This is a genomic window from Salinisphaera shabanensis E1L3A (genome assembly GCF_000215955.2).
Classification (GTDB): domain Bacteria; phylum Pseudomonadota; class Gammaproteobacteria; order Nevskiales; family Salinisphaeraceae; genus Salinisphaera; species Salinisphaera shabanensis.
Window position 1 is genome coordinate 77,044 of sequence record NZ_AFNV02000007.1, and the last position, 21,592, is coordinate 98,635.

Below are 21,592 nucleotides of genomic sequence, written 5' to 3' on the forward strand. Positions count from 1 at the left end.
CGCAGTCAGGCCGCGAATGCATGGAAAAATGCATTATAGCGACGCGATCGCTGCGCGATTGTCTCTTTTACCGCAGTTCCTTGCGTAATATCTTGCCGACGTTGGATTTCGGCACCTCGTCGATGAACTCGTAGTGCTTGGGCACTTTGTAGGCAGTCAGATTTTCGCGGCAATACTCGCGTACGGCATCGAGGCTCAGGCCGGCACGCTTTTTCACTACGAACAGCTTCACCGCTTCGCCGGATTTCTCGTCAGGCACACCGACAGCGGCAGCTTCCAGGATATCCGGATGACCTGCGACGACATCCTCGATTTCGTTCGGGTAGACGTTGAAACCGGACACCAGAATCATGTCTTTCTTGCGATCGACGATATAGAACAGGCCGTCGCTATCCTGCCGCGCTATATCACCGGTACGAAAAAAACCGTCCTCGGTAAAGGCCTCGGCGTTGACGTCATCCTTACGCCAGTAACCGCTCATCACCTGCGGCCCGCGTACACACAATTCGCCGGGTTCGCCCAGCGATAAACTGCGGCCGTCGTCGTCGCGGATATCAACTTCGGTGGAAGGCAGAGGTAGGCCGATGGAGTGGTTGAATTGTTCGATATTCAACGGATTGCAGCTGACAACCGGTGAGGTCTCGGACAAGCCATAGCCCTCGATGATGGGTTTGCCCGTCACGCGCGCCCAGCGTTCGGCGACCGGCTCCTGGGTGGCCATGCCGCCGGACATCGAAAACTTGAGCGTGGAAAAATCCAGCTCCGCGAAACCGTCCGTATTGAGCAGGCCGTTATAGAGCGTGTTTACGCCGGTGATCGCAGAAAACGGATACTGGCTCAGCGTTTTGACGAATCCGGGCATGTCACGCGGATTGGTAATGAGCACGTTGTGCCCGCCTACCGAGAAATAGACCAGCGTATTCACGGTAAGCGCGAAGATGTGATACATCGGCAGGGCGGTGATAATCAGTTCGCCCTCGTCGCTCATCTCGGGTTTGAACCACTCCTGACACTGCAATACGTTTGCGACGACGTTGGCATGGCTGAGCATCGCGCCCTTGGCCGGGCCGGTAGTGCCGCCGGTGTATTGCAGAAATGCGAGATCCTCGCCATTGAGTTCGACATGATCGAACTGCTGCGATTCGCCGGTGCTCAGCGCGGTATTGAAATCGATCGCGCCGGGTAACTCCCAGCTGGGAACCATTTTCTTTACGCGCTTGACGACGAAGTTGGTAAGCACGCGCTTGATGGGCGCGAGCATGTCACCGAGTTGCGTGGTGATCACGGTCTCGACAGGGACGTTGTCGTAGATCTTTTCGAGCGTTGCCGCGAAGTTCTCCATAACCACGAGGGTGCGGACATCGGCATCCTTGAGCTGATGTTCGAGTTCGCGCGCGGTATAGAGCGGATTGATGTTGACCACGACCAGCCCGGCTCGCAGCGCGCCAAACAAGGCGGTCGCGTACTGCAGGCAATTGGGCATCATGATTGCGATGCGCTCGCCACGGCGCATGTCCAGCGTCTGTTGCAGATAGGCCGCGAAGGCGCGAGATTTTGCCTCCATTTCCTTGTAGGTCAATGTGTAACCCATGTTGGAAAACGCGGCGCGGTCGGTGTACTGCTGACAGCTGTGCTCGATGATATGCGCCAACGAATCGAACGCGTTGGTATCGATGTCTTGCTTGACCCCGATCGGATAGTTGTCGAACCAGTTCTTTTCCATATGCCCTCCCTCTGGCGTCTGGTACGACCGACGGCGCGATAATTAGCCGACCGGTCGCATCCCCCTCTGATCTGTCGTCGTCGTACCCCGTTCGCGCATGCTCGCACGGACGAGATCGCGCAGCGACAGTTGCCCGAACACTTGTGCTCTGGCCTCCAGATTACGCGAAATCCAGCCGTCTACCTCATCATGTAGACGATCGTCGCGTGGTGTGGGCGACGCGCTGGCATCGCCGCTGCGTACGGCGGCCAGAATCGAGTCCACCTTGAGACACTCGATATCCTGACGCGGCAAGAGCGTGATCGTGGTGTCGCCGCTTTCGATGAGCATGTTCGCGTCGACCAACTGATCGACGATCGAGTAGATATGATCGGGGGCGACGCGCAGATAGCGCGCCAGCCGGGCGATCTGCCACGGCGGATTGGCGTGCATGAAGTTGTAGCCGATCAGCCCCATCATGAGAAGGGCAATTCGTTCGCGATCGTCGCTCCCCAGCTGCGGCGGGTAAGGCTTGCGCGTGAGCTGCTCGGGATGCTGGAGCAGGAAAGCCACGCGGCAGCCCAGCAACATGATCTGCCAGGACACATACAGCCATACCAGCAGCAGAATGATGATCGCGAAACTGGAATAGATCGCGTTGTAGTTGCTGGAGTTGGACGCGAAGACGGCGAATCCGAGGCTGGCCGTCTGCCAGAGTACGCCAGCGAATATGCCGCCGCCCAGGGCGGGCAGCCAGTTCACCTTGGTGTTCGGCATGAAGGCATACAGCAATGTAAAACCGATGCTGTAGAGCACGTACGGCACCAGGCGTCCGGCGATGTAGAGCGATGTGCCGAACGGTTCGATCGTGCTGAGATACTCGACGACCGTATTACTGGTCAGAGAGGCCGTCATGCTGCTGGCCGCCAGCACCACGAGCGGGCCAACGATGAGTATGCTCAGGTATTCGGTAAAGCGGCGGCCCAGCGAGCGAAGCTTTCGTACCTGCCAGATGTAGTTGCAGCCAGCTTCGACTTTCTGGATCAGCGACACGACGGAATACATCAGCAGTACCACGCCGATCGCGCCCAGTACACCGACCTGCACGTTTTCGACGAAACCAACGATCTTGTTGATGATGTCGTCGGCTTGAGCGCCTAGCGGTGCCAGAAAGCGGTGTAGAACGGGACGCAACGCGTTATCGACCCCGAATGCCTTGAGCATCGAAAACGCGAGCGCGAGCAGGGGAACGAGAGACAGCAGCGTGGTATACACCAGCCCCATGGCGCGCAGGGTGATTTCACCGTTCTGAAAGTCGCGAACCAGTATCTGCCCGATCCGCACACTCGTGACGCCCCAGCGTTTCAGTACGGGTAGCTCTTCCGGCTCTGGTTGCCATATGGCTTCGTTGAAGCGGTTGCGAATCCGGGTCAGCATGCGTCGAGTTGCCCTGGGAAGCGATCCATAGGCATTGTAACCATCTCCAGTCGTCACGCTCGTTCGGCTGTTGGCATAGCCCGCAAGTTTGCGACTTGCGGCGACCCGCAGGCCTGCTGCGAGGCTTTAAAGTCCGGTACCGTTTCGTCATGAATGCAATCGCTATCGATACCGAAATGACACGCGCCAGCGATGGTTCGCCGCGCGCCTTGCGCGATCTCAACGGCGCACAGGCATTCGTTGGCTCGCGCTGGGGCGAAGCATTGTCGTCGGGGGCCGAGCTGCTGCGCGTGCTCGCGCTGCATCCGATAGCACTGGCGCGCGCGCAGGCTTCGCTATCGCTAGAAATGACCCGTATCGCGCTCGGTCGGTCGCGCTTGCGTCCCGCGCCGGACGATCGACGCTTTACGCACCCGGCCTGGCAGGAGAACCCGGCGTTTCGCCGACTGTTGCAAGGCTATCTTGCGTGGTCCAGCGCGCTGCTCGAACTCGTTCACGGTTTGCGCATCGGCGCGGATCAGCGGCGGCGGTTGCTGTTCGTGGCCGAGCATCTGGTCGCTGCGGGTGCACCGAGCAACCTGTTTGTGACGCACCCAGGCTTCTACGATGCCGCCGCCCATACCCGCGGCGTGTCCATCATCCGCGGCATCCGGCACTTGCTCGAGGATATTCGCACCAATCGCGGCCTGCCGCGGCAGGTAGATGCCAGCGCCTTTCGACTGGGCCGCAATATCGCCGCGACCGAGGGCGCGATCGTTTATCGCAACGAGATATTCGAGCTGATTCAGTACAGTCCGCGCACGGCCGAAGTCGATGCTCAGCCAGTACTGTTCTGCCCGCCGCAGATCAACAAGTATTACGTGATCGATCTATCGCCTGAAAAGAGTTTCGTGCGCCATGCGCTCGAGGCGGGGCAGCAGATGTTTGCCATCTCCTGGCGCAACCCGACCGCGACCCAGAGCGACTGGGATTTGGGCGCCTACGTGCGTGCAACCGCCGAGGCGATCGATATCGTGCGCGCGATCTGCGGTGAACAGCCGGTCAAGTTGATGGGCGCCTGTGCCGGCGGGTTGACCGCGGCGGTGACGCTGGCCTGGCTGGCTGGTCGCGGCGAACAGGAGAAGGTGTCGTGTCTGTCGTTGTTCGTGACCATGCTCGATTCGCCGCGCAGTCGGCGCCTGGCACGCGTGGCCGACGATGCCGCGGTGACGGCGGCGCTCGCCCGTTCGCGCTTTTCCGGCGTGCTCGACGGCGCCGATATGGCGCGGACCTTCGCATGGCTGCGCCCGAATGATCTGATCTGGCATTTCGTCGTCAATAACTATGTGCTGGGCAACGAGCCGCCGGCGTTCGATGTCTTGTACTGGAACACCGATACCACGCGTTTGCCGGCCGCGCTGCATGCCGATCTGCTGATGATCTATCGGCGCAATCGCCTGCGTCGTGGTTCCGATTACGCCATCGACGGGGTGAACATCGATATCGCGGCCATCGATCGCGACGTGTTCGTCGTGGCCGGTGCACGCGATCACATTACGCCCTGGCAGGCCTGTTACCGCTCGATGCAGATGTTTCGTACCAACATGCGCTTTGTGTTGGGGTCGGCCGGGCACGTTCAATCGATACTGTGTCCGCCGGGCGACGACAGTACGCGCTTCTACGTGAATGACGACTACAGCCTCGATCCGGCCGCATGGCGTCGCGGCGCGCGCGAACAGAAAGGGTCATGGTGGCCGGCCTGGGTACGCTGGGCGCAGTGTCACGGGGGCGAGCACGTTGAAGCGCCCATCGTCTATGGCAACGAAACCCACGAAGCGCTCGACCCGGCGCCGGGACGTTATGTCCGCCAAGTCTGAATTGCGCCAGATAGAACATATCGCGCTCGATGGCGAGCGCCTGCATACGGTGTTCTTGCCCGGCGCTGGGACCCCATTACTGTTGTGCAACGATTTTGTTGCCAATCTCGAGATACTCGACGAGTTTGCTGGCGCGCTCGGTCGACCGGTGTTGTGCTTCGATCTGCCGGGCGTGGGCACGTCGGCCGAGGTCACGACGATGCGCCGCATGCCGGCGCTTGCGCGACTGCTTACCGGCCTGCTCGATCACTTCGGGCTTTCCCAGCCGGTCGATGTCATGGGCATCGGCTGGGGCGGACTGCTGGCCCAGCAATTCGCGCATTCGCATCGCGATCGTGTGCGGCGGCTGGTACTGGCCGCCACGGCGAGCGGCCAACTGATGTTTCCCGGGCGCCTGGCAAGCCTCGTCCGGTTGGCACGGCCCAGTGCGCTAAGCCGCGTCGCGCCCGATGGCGAACAGGCACGGACCGTCTTCGGCGGGCGTCGCAACGACGAATGCGGTGAGATCGCCAGCGCCATGAGCCGCGCGAGCGCGCCCACGCGGCGCGGCTATGCTGCACAGATCTATGCGCTGACTGGTTTCAGCAGCCTGCCATGGCTGCATCGGCTGAACGTACCGACGCTCGTCATCGCCGGCGATGACGATTCGATCGTGCCCACGGTCAACGCGCGTGTAATGGCGTTGCTGTTGCCCCAGGCGCGCCTGGAGATCGTACGCGGAGGCGGGCACTGGTTCGTGCTCGAGCGTACCGACGAGGTCGTACGCCTGCTCGACGAATTTCTTGAAGCTAAGGTTGCGATCAGCGCCGCCGATCAAAATAGTACGTTCTGAGATTTGATGTGCGCTTGCAATTTTTATTGCACTGCGGCAAAAGTCGTAGACGAAACCGTGCCGCGTTGCGGCATACTCATTCGAGCCGTGACGGGGAGGGGAGCAAGTGAGCGCAGTCGTCGCTGAAAAAACCGCGCCCCGACGCAGCCTGCCGCCTAACCTGAGCGTGCTGCGCCGGCGCACGAGAATGCAGGTCGAGTTCATCGACGTGGACGGCGTTGAGCTGCGCGTTGGCGTACGGCGCGGACGCGGCCGGCCCATGCTGCTGTTCAACGGTATCGGCGCCAATCTCGATATGACGCTGCCGCTGGTCAATGCGCTCGACGATGTCGAAGTCATCGTGTTCGATGTGCCGGGTGCCGGTGATTCGCCGGCGCTTAACGTGCCGCACCGCTTTCGGTGGCTGGCGAAGCTCTCGGCGAAGCTGCTGGACCGGCTCGGTTACGACATGCCGCTCAATATCGCCGGCGTATCCTGGGGCGGGGCGTTGGCCCAGCAGTTCGCGCTCGATTTTCCCGCTCGCACCAATCGGCTGGTCTTGGCCGCCACCTCCACCGGGATGCTGGCGCTACCGGCACGCTCGAACGTGCTCAAGCGTTTGACCAACGCCCGACGGTTTCAGAAGAACGAAAACCTGGCGCAGCTCGCGCCGACTTTGTATGGCGGGTTGATGCGGCGCCGGCCGGAACTGTTGGAGCGTAACGGTCATTTTTCGCCGGATCCGTCGACCCGGGGCTATTTCAACCAGCTGATCGCAGGGCTGGGCTGGACGAGTGTGCATCGGCTGCACCGGCTGCGCTGCCCGACTCTGATCATGGGTGGCGACGATGACCCGGTCATGCCGCTGGTCAATATTCGGCTACTTTACTGGCTGATTCCGAAATCGTATCTGCATATCGTGCGTGGTGGCGGGCATCTGTTTCTTCTGGTGCGCGCGAACGAAAGTGCAGCCGTGATCAAACGCTTCATCAACGAGCGTCGCTACGATGGTACGGACGGGCAGGACTATTACTCTGCGCAGAATCTGCCGCCGGACGGCACGCTCAAGCCGCTGAGCGCGACCCGGGCATTGCCCGGCGCCGAGCCTTTATAGCCGCCATCGACTGCCGGTGGCTGATAGCCAGATAACTGGCTTCGGCCAGACTGCGGCGGTCGTAGCCGCGCGGGTCGATAGGCGCGCAAAGCCGAACCTGTGCACGCATGTCGTGGACTCGAAACAGATCGCGGAAATGTGGCCAGAGTGCGGCCTCGTTCACCCACGGCGCGAGTGCGTGGTGCATATCGGCCGGCGTGGTGTCGTCGCAATAGCGCAATGCCACCGGTAGTACCGGATATTCGCCTTCGATGGCCGCAGCGAACAGGCGTGCATGAAAGCGGCGCGGCATCGGGTCGGTCGTGGTCGTGCCTTCGGGGAAGAACAGCACCGAACGGCCGGCGTCGAGTACCGAGCGAATCCGCGCCGATGTTTCCGACGTCTTACCGGCGCCGCGGCTCAGGAACAGCGTGCCGGCAGCCCGGGCGAACGCGCCGACCAGTGGCCAGCCGCCGATTTCCGCTTTGGAAACGAACGAGGCATTGAACGCATGGCCAAGCACGATGATATCTAGCCAGGAACAGTGATTGGCCACGATCAGCGTCGGGCCTGCCGGCAGTTCGCCGTCGATTTCGAGCTCGACGCGTAACACGCGCAGCATGCGCCCGTGCCACCAGCGCACCAGCTTCCACGACCGATTGCCGATCAGCGGCACGCACGGTAACAAGACGATGCCCAGCAGCAACAAACCGGTCAGGTGTGCTGCTTTGAGACACATCCCCAGGCGGCCGATCAGCGGACGCGGGGCAGCAGAGAATGAAGAGTCGACCATATCGCGGGCACAAGTTAGCGGCTTGGCGTGGCCCGGGCAAGCCCGCGATTGGGAAAGCGATTTTTTAACAATGCTGCACCATGTCGAGCATCGCCCTCTAGCGGATCGACACGTGTTCAGCAGCGGCCAGTGGTTGCAGCCCACTCGGGCCGCTAACAGCCTCTACCTAGTCCTGCGGCAGCGGCGGGATGTTTTCGTAGATCGGACGGAAACGATTGACGATAGTGCAAAAAAGTTTGGCAGTCTGTTCGGTGTCGTAACGGGCTGAATGGGCGGCATCGTTGTCCCAGCTCATGCCCGCAGCCGTTGCTGCACGGCGCAGCACGGTTTGCCCCAGCGCGACACCGGCAAGAGTCGCGGTATCGAAACAGGAAAAAGGATGAAACGGGCTGCGTTTTATTCCAGTGCGCGCGATTGCTGCGTTGAGAAAACCCAGATCGAAATGCGCGTTGTGCCCGACCAGAACCGCGCGTTTGCAGCCGGTGTCCTTGACCATGGTGCGCACCACGCGAAATACCCGGGCCAGCGCCTCGCGTTCCGGCAGCGCAGGGCGTAGCGGATGATGCGGGTCGATACCATTGACCTCGAGCGACGCGGGTTCAATGTTCGCGCCTTCAAACGGTTCGACGTGATACGACACCGATTCGCGCAGCTCCAGTTCGCCGTCGGCGTTGAAGTCGACCGTAACCGCGGCGATTTCGAGCAGGGCATCGGTTGCGTTGTTAAAGCCGCCGGTTTCCACGTCGATCACGACGGGGAGAAAGCCGCGAAAGCGCTGCGCCATCACGGGCAACGCGGATTCTGGAGATTGAAAATCTGTCATGGCGCGATACTAGCAGTCTGGCAGCGCCACAGGGGCGATATCAGCGCCGGCAGGCGAGTAAATTTGCCCACGGGCAGGATAGCGGGCCGCACCGGCCGATGGCTGTACGGTCAGGCGTGCGTATAATGCGCGGTTTGCTACGCCATTTACTGCGAACAGCCGAACATCAATCCTATGAGCGACGTCAATAAAGTAGTGCTGGCCTATTCGGGCGGCCTGGATACCTCGGTCATCCTGAAGTGGCTTCAGGACGAGTACGATTGTGAGGTGGTGACCTTCACCGCCGATATCGGCCAGGGCGAGGAACTCGATGAAGTTCGTCCCAAAGCCGAGAAACTCGGCGTCAAGGAAGTCTTCATCGACGACCTGCGCGAAGAGTTCGTGCGTGATTTCGTCTATCCGATGTTTCGTGCCAATGCGATCTATGAAGGCGAATATCTGCTCGGCACCTCGATCGCACGGCCGCTCATCTCCAAGCGTCTGGTCGAGATCGCGGCAGAAACCGGCGCCGACGCCATCGCCCATGGTGCGACCGGCAAGGGCAACGATCAGGTGCGCTTCGAGCTGTCGGCCTATGCGCTCATGCCGGGTATCAAAGTGATTGCGCCCTGGCGCGAGTGGGATCTGAACTCGCGTGAGAAGCTGCTGGCCTATGCCGAGGAAAATGGCATCGATATCCGCAAGAAGGTGGATGGCGGCTCGCCGTATTCCACCGATGCGAACGCGCTGCATATTTCCTACGAAGGGGGCGTACTGGAAGACCCGTGGACGCCGGCCGAGGATTCCATGTGGGAATGGAGCGTCGCACCCGAGGATGCGCCCGATGCCCCACAGGAAATCGATCTGACGTTCGAAAAGGGCGATATCGTCGCCATCGACGGCGAAAAACTCACGCCGTATCAGGTGCTGGCCAGGCTCAATGAGCTGGCGGGCGCCCATGGTATCGGTCGTATCGATATCGTCGAAAATCGCTACGTCGGTATGAAATCGCGTGGCTGCTATGAAACACCGGGCGGTACGGTCATGCTGCGTGCGCATCGCGCGATCGAGTCGATCACGCTGGATCGCGAAGCCGCGCATCTCAAGGATGAACTGATGCCACGCTATGCCAAGCTGATCTATAACGGCTACTGGTTCTCGCCCGAGCGGGAAATGCTGCAGGCTGCGATCGACAAGTCGCAAGCGCATGTGAATGGCACAGTGCGCGTGAAACTCTACAAGGGCAGCGTATCGGTTGTCGGGCGCGCGTCGGAAAGCGATAGCCTGTTCGATGAGGCGATCGCAACCTTCGAAGACGATCGCGGTGCCTATGACCAGAAAGACGCGGCGGGCTTTATCCGCCTCAACGCGCTTCGGCTGCGGCTGGGGCATCGCCAGCGCTAGCCATGCCGGCGCTGGCAATCACTGCGCGATGAACAAAAAGCGCGTCGTCATCCAGCGACGCGCTTTTTTTGCATCCGAGTGCGTAAAGCGCGCAAGACGCGTCTTCAGCTGCCGTTAGTTTCGGGTGTGCAGCGTGCGATGTATTCGTGCGCGATCGGCGCTATCGCAGCACATGATCCGCACATAGAATAGCGCGCGCGCCGAATGGGTCGATGCGCATACAGCGTCTTTTCCCGTCCGCAAGAGCGCACAATCATGGGTCAGGTGATTATCTCGCTGGCGGCAATGTTCGCCAGTCTTACCCTGTTCATTGCAGGCACGTCGCTGTTAACGACGGTCGTGGCCGTCGAATTGGGTTCCGATGGGCTGTCGACGCTGCAGATCGGCCTGGTGCTGGGGTGTCATAGCATCGGTTTTGTGATCGGGTCTCTGTTCGCGACGCGCCTGGTGCGCCGTGTCGGCCAGATTCGGTCGTTTGCAGCATTTGCGGCAGTGGCCTGTTCGGCATCGCTGATTCATCCGTTGTTTTTCGACGGGGTGCTCTGGGCGGTGTTGCGCGTGCTGGTGGGGTTCTGTGCAGCGGGACTCATTATGGTGCTGGAAAGCTGGATTTCCGGGCGTGCGACACACGCGATCCGGGGTGCGTTGCTAGGCATCTATCAGGTGGTGTTCTTCTTTGCCGCGGCGCTCGGTCAGTACCTGGTTTCGCTGGGCGAAACCGATGACTATCCGATTTATACGATAGTGGCGATCTTGATCGTCATGTCGCTCGTACCTCTGGCGCTGACGCGTTCGGAAGCGCCGGCGCCGGATACCGCCAGCCGGCTTCGTTTTCGCCAGCTCTATGCGTTATCGCCCAGTGGGTTGTTCGGCGGCATCGCCGGCGGCGCGCTGGTGGCCGGCTTCAGTACGCTCGCACCGGTTTATGCCAGCGATATTGGCATGAGTCTGTCCGACGTCTCGCGCTATATGGCGTTCGCGGTGCTTGCCACGATGGCCGTGCAGTGGCCGGTGGGCCGCCTTTCCGATCATTTCGATCGACGTCTGACCATCGCCGTGATCAGCAGTATCGCCACGCTCGCCGGTATCGTGGCTGCCGTGGCGGGCGCGGCGGATATGCGTGTGCTTTATATCGCGACCGCACCGTTGTTCGGGTTGGCGGCGTGCCTGTATCCGATCAGCCTATCGATGATCAACGACTATATGGACAGCGGGGATCCGATCGCCGCCAGCGCCGGGTTGCTGCTCGCCTATGGCGTGGGGACCTGTATCGGGCCGGTGGCCGGCGCGCTTGCCATGCAGTCGCTCGGCCCAGCCGGTCTGTTCGTGTTTCTCGCGGGAGTGTTCGCGTTGTTTTCGCTGTTCGTGTTCTGGCGCGGTTTCACCACGCCGTCCGTGCCGGTCGCCGATCAGAGCCGCTTCGTACCTATTGTGGCCGCGAATACCAGTCCAGCGATTCTGGAACTCGACCCGCGTCACGACCTCTATATGGAAACGCCGCATGTGTTCGACGAGTTGCACAGCGGGTCCGGGACCGCGCATGCACAGCCCGAGTCGCAACGTGATGAATTGCCGCCAAGCGCTGGTCGGCCGGGCGTTTGACCAAAGTGAAAGCGGCTTTTTCTCCTTGGGCCTTTAGCGTAGGCTTGCGGTTTCCAAGAAATGGACATGGATGATCTCAATGAAACGATATATGGCTTTGTTGGCGTGTCTGTTCGCGCTTACGGCATGTGGTAACCAGTCGGACGCCGATAACGCATCGTCGGATGCAGGTGCTTCTAACGGCAGCGATAGTGGCGCCGCCAGCACCGACAAGGCCGGTGATTTCGAGAACGAAAAAGCGCGTCGTAGCTATGCGCTGGGCATGGATATCGGTAACTCGCTCAAAGAGCTGCCGGTCGATATTCAGGTGGATGAGCTCTCGGAAGGCGTGAGCGATGTGGTCAGCGGCAAGGAAACGCGCCTGAGCCAGGACGAGCTCGATAGCGTGATGCAGAGCTTCGTCAAGGAGATGGAGGCCGCGCAGCAGCAGAAAGCCAGCGAGCAGGCGCAGAACAATCTCGAGAAGGGACAGAAGTTCCTGGCCGAAAACAAGGACAAGGAAGGCGTCGAGACCACGGATAGCGGGCTGCAGTACAAGGTGCTCGAAGAAGGCGACGGCCCGACCCCGACTGCCGAAGACAGCGTGACCGTGCATTACACCGGCAAGCTCATCGACGGTACGGTCTTCGATAGTTCGCGTGAACGTGGCGAACCGGTAACGTTCCCGGTCGATGCGGTTATTCCCGGCTGGACGGAAGCGCTGCAGCTGATGAAGCAGGGTGCGAAGTACGAGCTCTATATTCCCGCCGAGCTCGCCTACGGCGAACGGGGTGCTGGTGCCCAGATCGGCCCGAACGAAACGCTGATCTTCGACGTCGAACTGATCAAGGTCGGCGCTGATGAAGGCCAGGGCGACGATGCGGGCGCGCAGGGTAGCGAGCAGCCCCAGCAGGGTGACAGCGACGCCTAAGCTGCCAGTCAGCAGCCTTCAAAGGCTATGACTATCCAAGGCGCCGGCAGTACTGCCGGCGGCTTTTTTATGTGTGAGTGATCGGCGGCCTGCTGTCCTAGCGCAAGGCGTGTACGTTGCGCGGCTCGATAGACGGATGGGTATGGATGGCCTGGTCGAACAGTCGCCGCAAACCTTGACGTTCAAGCGGGCTCGGCCTGCGCCATAGCAGACCATGGCGTGCGGTCCAGCGCACCCGGCGTAAAAACAGCGGCTCGATCGGGACCAGGCCGGCGGGGCCCGTGGCGAGCAGTTCGATACGAAAAAGCGTGTCGGCATCGACCAGCGTGGCCTGCAGGCGCTGGTGCCGATCGCTCGTATGCTCGATCTGCGACCGGATATGATCGAACGCCCCATGCAGGCTGGATTGGAGTACGGCCGAGCGTGGCGGCAAACTGCGGTTGCACCAGCACAGCCATAGGCCGGCGATATCGGCATCCGAATACTCGAGATCGGCGAGCCCGACATCGAGTGCCTGTGCCAGGTTCGCGGCGAGGCGGTCCCAGACCCGGCCGGTACGCTCCCATGCCTGGATGCGTCGCAGACGAGACGCTGGCTTGCCCCATCCGAGCACCTCGTCGCCCAGTGCCTGCTGGGTCAAACCGCGTTGCTCGCGCCAATAGCGGATACGACCGGGGTCGAGAGAGATACTTTTCTTCATTTACGAAAACCGCGCCTTAGTAGACCGGCCCGCCCTCGGAATCGAGGCTGCATTCAGCCAGCGCCGGCGTCTCGGCACAGCGGAGCTTCTTGAGCAGCCGCTGCATACGGTGGCTGTACCAGTCTTCCTGCCAGAGTTGCTCTCGGACTTCGCGGAACATGCGTTGATAGCGCTCGCTGCGCTGCGGATCGATGACGACCCACCGCGCGAGCGGTAACCTTGCTTCCGCCTTTTCCAGCCGCTCGATCATGCTGAGGGAGAGGGTGTCGGCGACCCACGCTCTTGAACGGGCCCCGAATTCGGGGGCGAATCGATCCTGATGAACGACGATCTGACCCGACAGCGTGCCCAGCACGAAATTGGCGAAGCCGCCGTTCGGGGTGATGCCGTGTTCGAGTTCGAGTGGTTGGTAAGCGATCGCCGGCGCATAGGTGAGATCAGCGCTGCCGTTATTGAAAAGCGGCCCGAGAGAGACGATATCGGCGGGCACCGGAGAAGCGCCGACGGCTTCCACCACGCGCCGCGAAGCGCGGTCGTAGGACAGGATGGCAATACGCTTGCCGGCGAGTCGGTCAAGACTTTGCAGATCGTCGCGATCGCGGGCGAACAGGAAAACCCGGCCCATCGGTACGACGCCGACAACTTCGTTGCCGTTTGCCTGCATGAGTGGGGCCGCCTTTGGCGCCGCCATGGCTTTGATCGCGCGTTTTAGGCCGGCGTAGGTTTGCAGCCCGCCGGCCATGTCCAGGCTGCCGGCAAACGGTACTAGCGCGCGCGTGCGTACGCCCGAGAGTACGACCATATCGCATTCGCCGGCCTTGAAATCGTTCGCAGCAACGGCTTCGTCGGTATACGCGCGCGGCTGGAGGGCGTAGCCCCAGTCGCGTGCCTGGAGGGCGTAGTCGCTGAACAGCTCGTACACGAAGCCGTCGGCGCCAACCGGGTCGAATACACAGGCCACACGCTCTTGCACCGAGTCGGCCCACACATTCATGCACGCCAGCGAAAGCGCGGCGATGAGGCCGAAAGCAACGAATCGTTTCATGGGATACGCCCGAGATACTCTATGTGAACAGTTGTACACATTAGAGTCGGATACGCATCAAGTCAACACTTGTTCACATCGCAGACTGGCATGATCAGACGTGTATGTCGCCGGGTGGTGTCGACGATCCTGTCGGGCAGTATTTCACAGGCGTTGGCCCACCGATCGCGACGGGGTATGAGCCAACGCCGCGCCACATGAGGGCGCAGCGAACTCGCCAATAAACCGCAGCCGCCAGCCGCGGCACCGTATTACATGACCGCTTCGATACCCAATTGGTCGAAACCTTTCGTTTTGTAGTTTTCGCGGAACATGTCGCGAAGCTTTTCGGCTTGTCGATCGTAAGCGGCCTTGTCGTCCCAGGTATTACGCGGATTCAGTATCTCGCTGGGCACGTCAGGGCAGCTCTTGGGCATGGCGAGATTGAAGATCGGGTGATTTTCGTACTCGGTATTTTCCGGGTCGAGATCGCCGGCGAGCGCGGCGTTGAGCAGGGCGCGCGTATGCTTGATGGAGATGCGCTTGCCCACGCCATGCGGGCCACCTGACCAGCCGGTGTTGAGCAGAATGCAGCGTGCCTTATGGGTACGCATCTTCTCGGCCAGAATCTCGGCATAGACCGAAGGTTTCTGTGCCATGAACGGCGCGCCGAAGCAGGCAGAAAACGCGGCCTTGGGCTCGGTCACACCGACTTCCGTGCCGGCAAGTTTGGAGGTGAAGCCGGATACGAAATGATACATCACGTCTTTCGTGTCCAGCAGCGATACCGGCGGTAGTACGCCGAAGGCATCCGCGGTGAGCAGTACGATCGTTTCCGGATGCGGCCCGCGTGCGCCGTCGGCGACGTTGGGGTTGGCCGAGAGCGGGTAGGAAAGGCGGGTGTTTTCAGTAATCGAGCCGTCGGTAAGGTCGAGATCCTGCGGGTCGGTATCGGTCAACGCCTTGCCCGGCAGAGGAGGGACGTTCTCGATCACGCAGCCCGGCGTCGACAATGCACCGGCAATGACAGGCTCGGCTTCCTTGTCCAGATCGATAAGCTTGGCATAGCAGCCGCCCTCGAAATTGGAAACGCCGTCTTCTGTCCAGGCATGTTCGTCGTCGCCGATGAGTTCGCGATCAGGATCGGCCGATAGCGTGGTCTTGCCGGTGCCGGACAGGCCGAAAAGAATTGCGCCGTCGCCGCGCGCGCCGACGTTCGCCGAGCAGTGCATCGGCATTTCGCCCATTTCGGGCAGCATGTAGTTCATGACCGTGAACATGGTCTTCTTGACGACGCCACAGTAGTCCGCGCGACCCAGCACCAGACCGATACGGTTGCGGATATCGATGATCACGGCACGATTCGATTTGGTACCGTCGCGCTCGGGATCGCAATGAAAGCTCGGGACATTGAGCAGCGTCCAGCGCTTGTCGTCCGGGTTTTTGACATCCACGCCGTCGGCAAACATGTTCTTGGCGAACAGTGCGTGGGTGGCAAATTCGCCCACGAAACGATACGGCACGGCATAAACGGGATCCCACCCGCAGTAGACATCCTGCACATACAAATGCCGGCTGCGTTCGTTCAGATGCGCCGCCACCCGCTCGAGCAGTGGTTCGAAATGCTCGGGCGCGAATTGCTGGAAATCGGATTTCCACCACACCTTATCGACGATTTCGGGCCAGGCCACGGCAAAAGTGTCCTGTACGGGCCGACCGGTGCAGCTGGGATCGGAGTAGTAGACCAGTGGGCCTCCAAGGCCTAATGCGGTCTCATAAGCTTTGGGCTCATCGTCCGGCCCGTCGGCTCGGATACGGCCGCGGTCGTTCGCAAGTGCTTCGCGAAAGAGCTCGTCCTTGCCGAGATTGTGGCGATACTCAAGGCCATCCAAGCCCAGCGTCTGTTTCAACTCGGCATTCAAACTCATATGCACTTGTCCTGAGGGCGGCAGACCTGACAGGCCGGCAAAAACGCGCAGATTACCGGTAAGGTTTATGACTGGCAACACGCGCGCGGGCGTGCGCAGCCAGCCAACTTGCGGGTAGATATGACGATTATCGAGGCGGCGTTAGTCCGCCGAGGCCGAGCGCGGGGTCAGACCGCTGTACTGGTGGACATCCTCATCGTCGATCTTGAACTCGTTGGGCACCCGTACAATCAGTGCGCCGTCCATTTGTGCGCTGATCGTGCCTTCCGCGCTCTGTGCCCGATAGTGATAGAGATTGAAGCGTAGCGGCTCGTCGGAATCGCCCATCAATTGCAGGTTCGCATTAACCAGCAGGGTCGAGTAGAAGCGGGCATCGCCGGCCTGCAACCAGATATAGCTGTCGGTGGCCACCGGGGGATCACTGAAACCGCCGTCGGAGGCGTCGCTGGAGAACTTGAGCGTAAGCCCGTCGTCGCCCAGGGTCGCGCTTTCGAGGTTGTCGATCTTGACATGCGGCGGCGGAAAAAGCGTTTCGGGATCCATGATCAACCGATCTTTCTCGAGTTTTATGCCTTCGCGAGAGAACGGCGTAAGTGTCTGCAGATCAAGCCCCGCGCCCGAAAGCAAGGATTTCACTGGCATGCCGAACTGTTTGACGCTGGTGGGCGCATAAACCAGTTTATTGTCGTCGGTAACCGTAATCGGGCCTTCAAGCGTGGTCGGCAATCCGCCCACCGGCGGGATGAATTCGAACAGGCGGGCGCCCACTTCGACGGTCAGCGTGTCCTTGGATGTCTTGTTGGTCACACTCGACAGCGAGCGCGGTTGATAGTCCAGCAGGTAGTTGTTGAACAGGGCATCGAGATCTTTCGGCCGCACGAGCAACTCGCCGGACAGAATATGAATATCGAACTGTTCCGGGTCGTCGAAATTGACCGGCTCGCCGGCTTGTCTGGGTTCGAGCAGGGCGCGCAGGTTCTTGACGTAGTAACCGATGTTCTGGTCCAGATAGAACTCGACGTTCTGTGCTTGCAGCGCGATAGCGCGCACGCCCGAATCGCGCAGCGTGAAGGTGCCGACATCCGATTTGAGCGCATCGGGTAACAGCCGCCGGCTCCAGGTATCCCGCAGCGTGGCATAGCGTTGTTGCTGTGCGGTCACGACATCCGGCTGGACGGTTCTGTCGTCGTTGGCGTCTGCCGGACTCTCGGCCGAGGTCTCGCCGGAAGCCGTGTCCTTGTCGCTTGCCTGAGCCTGTGACTCGGTGCTTTCGCTGTCTTCGGTCTCGTCGTCGTCGTCGTTCAGGGTGGGGGCGAGTCGACCCGGTTCCGGGCCGAGCGACTTGCGCATCTGCCCCTGGGCCCAACCGTTGCCGCAAACGCCGGCCAGCAGAACAGCGATCAATACGGCAGATAATGGATTGCGCACAAAGCGGTTCATCGTCTGGAGGCGGGTATCAGGACGCATCGCTGTCCTCCGGCAAAGCAGACTCGATATAGTCTTCCGGCACATAGCTGCCGAGGTAAATCGCGATTTCGCCCGACGGTGTGGCATCGAGCACGCCGTTAACCAATTGCGCGCGATAGTTGTAGAGCGACGCGTCGAGCTTGCCGCCATCGCGCGCCATCAGTTGCAGGCGCGCATCGGTGATTACTGCTCGCTGGATACGCACATCGCCGCCTTGAAGCATGACGTAGCTATCGCTGTTGACCACCGGTTCCGGAAAGTCGGGATTCTGGTCGCTGGTAATATCCAGATGCACGCCCGCGCTATCGATCTGCATGCGCTCGACGTTCACGCTCTGTTCGGGCGGCGGCAAGGCATGGTTGAGATCGAGCACCACGTTGTTGCCTGAAAATCCGGCGCCCTGCGATTCGATCTGCAGCAGTTTCGACAGCTGCAGATTGATCGCTTCGAGCAGGCCCTTGGCTTCCATAGGCCCGAGCTTGATCTCGTCGGGTTTGTAGACGAACAAATGACCCTGTTTCAGCTCGACCGTGCCGGCCATATAAAACGGCAGCCATACACCGGGTATTTTCGCGGCTTCGCCTTCGACAACGAGACGGCCGTCGTCGCTGGTCGAGGCTTCGATCTTGCGCAGCTGCGAACCCGAATAGTCGGCCAGATACTGGTTGAACAACGCCGACAAGGCTTTCGGCGGCAACGTGACCTGGCCGTGAAGGGGGTGAAAGATGAACGATGTAGGGTCGTCGAGCACGATCGGGTCACCCGCATTGCGGGGTATCAACACCGCGGACAACTGCTTGGTGTCGAATGCCACATCGCCGACCACGCGAAAGTAGACGTTCTTGATGAACAGCCCGACCGATTTGCGTCCCGAATCGCGCAGCGTCCGATCGCGGATGATCGGGTTGAAACTCTCCGAAAAGCTGTTCTGGCCTTCGTTGTAGCTCTCGATCGAAGCCAGCTGGGCGTGTTTGTTGGATACGAGCGTGGCCGATTCGGCGGCCTCGGGCTGAGCCGCTTTCATGGCGATGACAGCGCCGGCGGTCAATACCAGAACCGCGACGATCGCGATCCCGGCCTTCTTCTTCTTCGTTGCCATCGACGCTTTCTCCTCGCACGTCGTTATTTCGTTGCATCGTCCCGTAAAGGCGATTAAATGACAACCGATCTTTTTAGAAACGCATGGCCGGTCAATCAGCGCAGCTCGGCAAGCGTGTCGATAATATAATCGGGCTCGCTGGCGCTGACCGGTTCGCCGTGGTTATAGCCGTAGCTCACAGCAAGTGTGCGAAAACCGGCCGCCTTTCCTGCTTCGATATCGTGGCGAGAATCGCCGATCATCAGTGCGTGCGCCGGGTCGATGTCCATTTGCTGCGCGCTGTACAGCAGCGGTGCCGGGTGTGGCTTTTTCTCATTCAGACTGTCGCCGCCAAGCGTTAGCGCAAAGAAACGCTCGAGTTCGAAATGCTCGAGGATCGGACCGACGAATGCGATCGGCTTGTTGGTTACGAGCACACAGGTGACGCCGCGCGTCGCTAAGTTGCTTAGGCACTGACGCACCCCGTCATAAGGTCGGGTCCGCGCACAGGGCGCAGCCGCGTAATGTTCGAGAAAACGTGCGTGAGCGGCGTCGACTGTTTCGCGATCGACTGCCTCTTCGCTGATGGCTTGCGCATGAGCGAGTGCGCGCTCGACAAGTTTGTGGCTGCCGTTGCCGACCCAGTCGCGTACGCGCTCGATACCGGGCGCCTCCAGGCTGCGCTCGGTGAGCGTGGTGTCGATCGCGGCGGCCAGATCCGGCACCGAATCGATTAGCGTACCGTCGAGATCGAATACCACCAGCGCGATATGCTCGAGCGCGGGATGCAGTGCGTTTGCCGCAGATTCGGGGGCGGGCGTTTTCAAGCGACCGTCCACTCGGCACCGGCGAGCCGGTCAGCGCTCAGCGACAGACGCATGCCCGGCTGCAGCGGGCCCACGCCCTCGGGTGTGCCGGTAAAGATCAGATCGCCGGGCAGCAGTTGCCAATGAGCGCTGAGCATGGCGATGAGATCGGCGACGCCGGCCAGCATATGCGCCGTATGTCCGTGCTGCCGGGTTTGGCCGTCGATCGCCAATTCGAAATGCAGATCGGCGAGATCGATATCGTCGCTCAGCGAAACGAGTGGCCCCAGCGGTGCGCTGTGATCGAAGGCCTTGGCTTTTTCCCAGGGCTCTCCGGTGTTTTTCAGGTCGGTCTGGACATCGCGCAAGGTCAGATCCAGGCCAAGCCCGATACCCGAGATATGTTCTCGAGCCGCCTCGGGCGCGATATCCCGCCCGCCTGTGCCGATTTCGACCACGAGTTCCGTTTCGTAGTGAATGGCGCCCACATCGTCAGGCAATGTGATTGCCTCGCCCGGTGCGACAAGACAGCTGACGGGTTTCATGAAGACCACCGATTCTCGTCCGCTGAGTGTGTTGCCGAGTTCTTCGATGTGCTTGGCGTAATTGCGGCCGATGCAGAATATGCGTGGCGTATGGCGGGCGGCAAAGGCATCGGCGGGGCGGTTGCGGGTATCGCTCATGAGGTCTGCTCGCTTAAATTCTTGTGCCGATATTCGCATAAATCGACGATTCGGCAGTCGTCGCACAATGGCTTGCGTGCCTTGCAGACATAGCGCCCGTGCAGGATGAGCCAGTGATGCGCATCGAGAAGAAATGCTTTCGGCACCAATCGCATGAGCCGGTCTTCGACGGCACGCACCGTCTTGCCGGGCGCAATGCCGGTGCGGTTGGATACACGAAAGATATGCGTATCCACCGCCATGGCGGGTTTGCCGAAGGCGGTGTTGAGCACGACATTGGCCGTCTTGCGGCCGACACCGGGCAGGGCGACCAGTTCTTCGCGCGTATCCGGCACTTCGCCGTCGTGTTCGTCGACCAGCGCGCGGCAGGTCTTCATGATGTTCGCCGCCTTGCTGTTGTACAGGCCGATTGTCTTGACGTAGTCCTTGAGCCCGTCTTCGCCAAGATCGAGAATCGCCTGTGGCGTATTCGCGACCGGAAACAGCTTCGCGGTGGCCTTGTTCACGCCGATATCGGTGGCCTGGGCTGAAAGGATCACGGCCACCAACAGCTCGAAGGCAGAGTTGTATTGCAATTCGGTCTGCGGGTTCGGATTGGCGTCGCGCAGACGTTCGAAAATCTCCGTGCGTTTGTCTTTGTTCATAGGGTGAGGCTGTTGCGTGGCGCCTCGTTCGACGCGCCCTCTCTATCGAGATGCCGTCGTAAAAGGCTCATTCGCGGCCTGCGCGGCGTGCCTTCGCGCGCGCGATGGCATCGGCAATGGTCGATTTCTTTGCGTCCGACGTCGCGACTGCATCTTCGCGCGCGTCGACCGTCGCTTCGTGTCGTGTTGTGCGTCGCCGGCGGCTGGTTTGACGATTCAGACGCTTCTGGCGCGCTTCGAACAATTGGCGCGCGCGGGCGGCTCGATCCGCGTCGATATCCCGCTCTGGCGGCCAGACGGGCTGGCCGCTTTCGGCATCGGACTCGGGCATGTCGATACAATCCACCGGACACGCCGGTACACACAGTTCGCAGCCGGTACAGTCGAATTCGATCACCGTATGCATCTGCTTGGCTGCGCCGATGATCGCATCCGTCGGACACACCTGAATGCAGCGTGTGCAGCCGATGCACTCGTCCTCGCGAATGAAGGCGACCTTGGCCACGCTGGCGTCGCCGCATTCCGGGTCAATCGGCTTGATCGATTTGCCGGTCAGCCCGGCCAGCCGTACGACGGTTTCATCGCCACCGGGCGGGCAGCGATTGATATCGGTTTCGCCCGCGGCAATGGCTTCGGCATAAGGCCGACATCCGTCATAGCCGCAACGCCGGCACTGGGTTTGCGGCAGTAGCGCATCGATATCGTCGATGTAAGCCATGGTCATGTTCGCGCTACCGGAATGGTTACAAGCTTTATCCGCAGATTACGTCGATTCAAGAACCTGAATTTCGATATTCAAAGCGTCAACCAGTGAATCTCGAAGGGTTGGCGCCAACGTCCCGAATTTTCCGA

The 21,592-nt window shown here is 60.7% G+C and carries 19 protein-coding genes; 6 read left to right on the top strand and 13 right to left on the bottom strand.

Annotated elements, in window-relative coordinates; all coding sequences use genetic code 11:
- Positions 1 to 67: 67 nt before the first annotated feature.
- Both SSPSH_RS05815 and SSPSH_RS05820 read right to left on the bottom strand, forming a co-directional pair.
- Positions 68 to 1,723, bottom strand: a complete 1,656-nt coding sequence (locus SSPSH_RS05815) for an AMP-binding protein (protein WP_006915036.1) — start codon at positions 1,721 to 1,723, stop codon at positions 68 to 70.
- A 42-nt stretch (positions 1,724 to 1,765) separates the two neighbouring features.
- Positions 1,766 to 3,139: a YihY/virulence factor BrkB family protein gene (locus SSPSH_RS05820; RefSeq protein WP_006915039.1), complete on the bottom strand. Its 1,374-nt coding sequence runs from the start codon at positions 3,137 to 3,139 to the stop codon at positions 1,766 to 1,768.
- Positions 3,140 to 3,288: 149 nt separating this feature from the next.
- On the opposite strand from SSPSH_RS05820, the gene SSPSH_RS05825 reads away from it, so the two are divergent.
- From SSPSH_RS05825 to phaZ, 3 genes are all read left to right on the top strand, one after another.
- On the top strand, positions 3,289 to 4,995 hold the full coding sequence (locus tag SSPSH_RS05825; RefSeq protein WP_006915040.1) for a PHA/PHB synthase family protein: 1,707 nt from the start codon (positions 3,289 to 3,291) through the stop codon (positions 4,993 to 4,995).
- Entirely contained in the window at positions 4,979 to 5,827 is an 849-nt protein-coding gene (locus tag SSPSH_RS05830) for an alpha/beta fold hydrolase (RefSeq protein WP_006915041.1), read from the top strand. Before SSPSH_RS05825 ends, SSPSH_RS05830 begins: the two co-directional genes overlap by 17 nt.
- 187 nt (positions 5,828 to 6,014) lie before the next feature.
- Positions 6,015 to 6,920 (top strand): poly(3-hydroxyalkanoate) depolymerase, encoded by a 906-nt coding sequence (gene phaZ, locus SSPSH_RS05835; RefSeq protein WP_006915042.1) that lies wholly within the window; start codon positions 6,015 to 6,017, stop codon positions 6,918 to 6,920.
- Here phaZ and SSPSH_RS05840 read toward each other — a convergent pair.
- Positions 6,871 to 7,692, bottom strand: coding sequence for a lysophospholipid acyltransferase family protein (locus SSPSH_RS05840; protein ID WP_021031476.1), 822 nt, complete (start codon positions 7,690 to 7,692; stop codon positions 6,871 to 6,873). The two genes, phaZ and SSPSH_RS05840, sit on opposite strands and share 50 nt — an antisense overlap.
- A gap of 166 nt (positions 7,693 to 7,858) precedes the next feature.
- The gene (gene rnt / locus SSPSH_RS05845; protein ID WP_006915044.1) at positions 7,859 to 8,515 is read right to left on the bottom strand and encodes a ribonuclease T; all 657 of its coding nucleotides are present in this window, start codon (positions 8,513 to 8,515) and stop codon (positions 7,859 to 7,861) included.
- A gap of 174 nt (positions 8,516 to 8,689) precedes the next feature.
- Here rnt and SSPSH_RS05850 point away from each other — a divergent pair, with 174 nt between their 5' ends.
- From SSPSH_RS05850 to SSPSH_RS05860, 3 genes are all read left to right on the top strand, one after another.
- Complete coding sequence (locus SSPSH_RS05850) at positions 8,690 to 9,898, top strand: argininosuccinate synthase (RefSeq protein ID WP_006915045.1); 1,209 nt, start codon at positions 8,690 to 8,692, stop codon at positions 9,896 to 9,898.
- Positions 9,899 to 10,153: 255 nt separating this feature from the next.
- On the top strand, positions 10,154 to 11,500 hold the full coding sequence (locus SSPSH_RS05855; RefSeq protein ID WP_006915046.1) for an MFS transporter: 1,347 nt from the start codon (positions 10,154 to 10,156) through the stop codon (positions 11,498 to 11,500).
- Positions 11,501 to 11,579: 79 nt separating this feature from the next.
- Complete coding sequence (locus SSPSH_RS05860) at positions 11,580 to 12,410, top strand: BamJ family beta-barrel-assembly machinery protein (protein ID WP_021031478.1); 831 nt, start codon at positions 11,580 to 11,582, stop codon at positions 12,408 to 12,410.
- 97 nt (positions 12,411 to 12,507) lie between these two features.
- On the opposite strand, the gene SSPSH_RS05865 is transcribed toward SSPSH_RS05860, so the two are convergent.
- The 9 genes from SSPSH_RS05865 to SSPSH_RS05905 form a co-directional block, all read right to left on the bottom strand.
- On the bottom strand, positions 12,508 to 13,110 hold the full coding sequence (locus tag SSPSH_RS05865) for a helix-turn-helix domain-containing protein (protein ID WP_006915048.1): 603 nt from the start codon (positions 13,108 to 13,110) through the stop codon (positions 12,508 to 12,510).
- Positions 13,111 to 13,126: 16 nt separating this feature from the next.
- Positions 13,127 to 14,155: a putative solute-binding protein gene (locus tag SSPSH_RS05870; RefSeq protein WP_006915049.1), complete on the bottom strand. Its 1,029-nt coding sequence runs from the start codon at positions 14,153 to 14,155 to the stop codon at positions 13,127 to 13,129.
- A gap of 251 nt (positions 14,156 to 14,406) precedes the next feature.
- A complete protein-coding gene (locus SSPSH_RS05875; RefSeq protein ID WP_006915050.1) occupies positions 14,407 to 16,062 on the bottom strand; it encodes a phosphoenolpyruvate carboxykinase (ATP) in 1,656 nt (551 codons plus the stop codon).
- 141 nt (positions 16,063 to 16,203) lie between these two features.
- Positions 16,204 to 17,529: a hypothetical protein gene (locus SSPSH_RS17795; protein ID WP_006915051.1), complete on the bottom strand. Its 1,326-nt coding sequence runs from the start codon at positions 17,527 to 17,529 to the stop codon at positions 16,204 to 16,206.
- The gene (locus SSPSH_RS05885; protein WP_006915052.1) at positions 17,519 to 18,628 is read right to left on the bottom strand and encodes a hypothetical protein; all 1,110 of its coding nucleotides are present in this window, start codon (positions 18,626 to 18,628) and stop codon (positions 17,519 to 17,521) included. The genes SSPSH_RS17795 and SSPSH_RS05885 overlap by 11 nt, the downstream gene beginning before the upstream one ends.
- A gap of 95 nt (positions 18,629 to 18,723) precedes the next feature.
- Positions 18,724 to 19,434, bottom strand: coding sequence for a phosphoglycolate phosphatase (locus SSPSH_RS05890; RefSeq protein ID WP_021031479.1), 711 nt, complete (start codon positions 19,432 to 19,434; stop codon positions 18,724 to 18,726).
- The gene (locus SSPSH_RS05895; protein WP_006915055.1) at positions 19,431 to 20,096 is read right to left on the bottom strand and encodes a fumarylacetoacetate hydrolase family protein; all 666 of its coding nucleotides are present in this window, start codon (positions 20,094 to 20,096) and stop codon (positions 19,431 to 19,433) included. The genes SSPSH_RS05890 and SSPSH_RS05895 overlap by 4 nt, the downstream gene beginning before the upstream one ends.
- The gene (nth, locus tag SSPSH_RS05900; protein ID WP_006915056.1) at positions 20,093 to 20,740 is read right to left on the bottom strand and encodes an endonuclease III; all 648 of its coding nucleotides are present in this window, start codon (positions 20,738 to 20,740) and stop codon (positions 20,093 to 20,095) included. The genes SSPSH_RS05895 and nth overlap by 4 nt, the downstream gene beginning before the upstream one ends.
- Before the next feature lie 67 nt (positions 20,741 to 20,807).
- The gene (locus SSPSH_RS05905; RefSeq protein ID WP_006915058.1) at positions 20,808 to 21,464 is read right to left on the bottom strand and encodes an RnfABCDGE type electron transport complex subunit B; all 657 of its coding nucleotides are present in this window, start codon (positions 21,462 to 21,464) and stop codon (positions 20,808 to 20,810) included.
- Positions 21,465 to 21,592 lie beyond the last annotated feature (128 nt).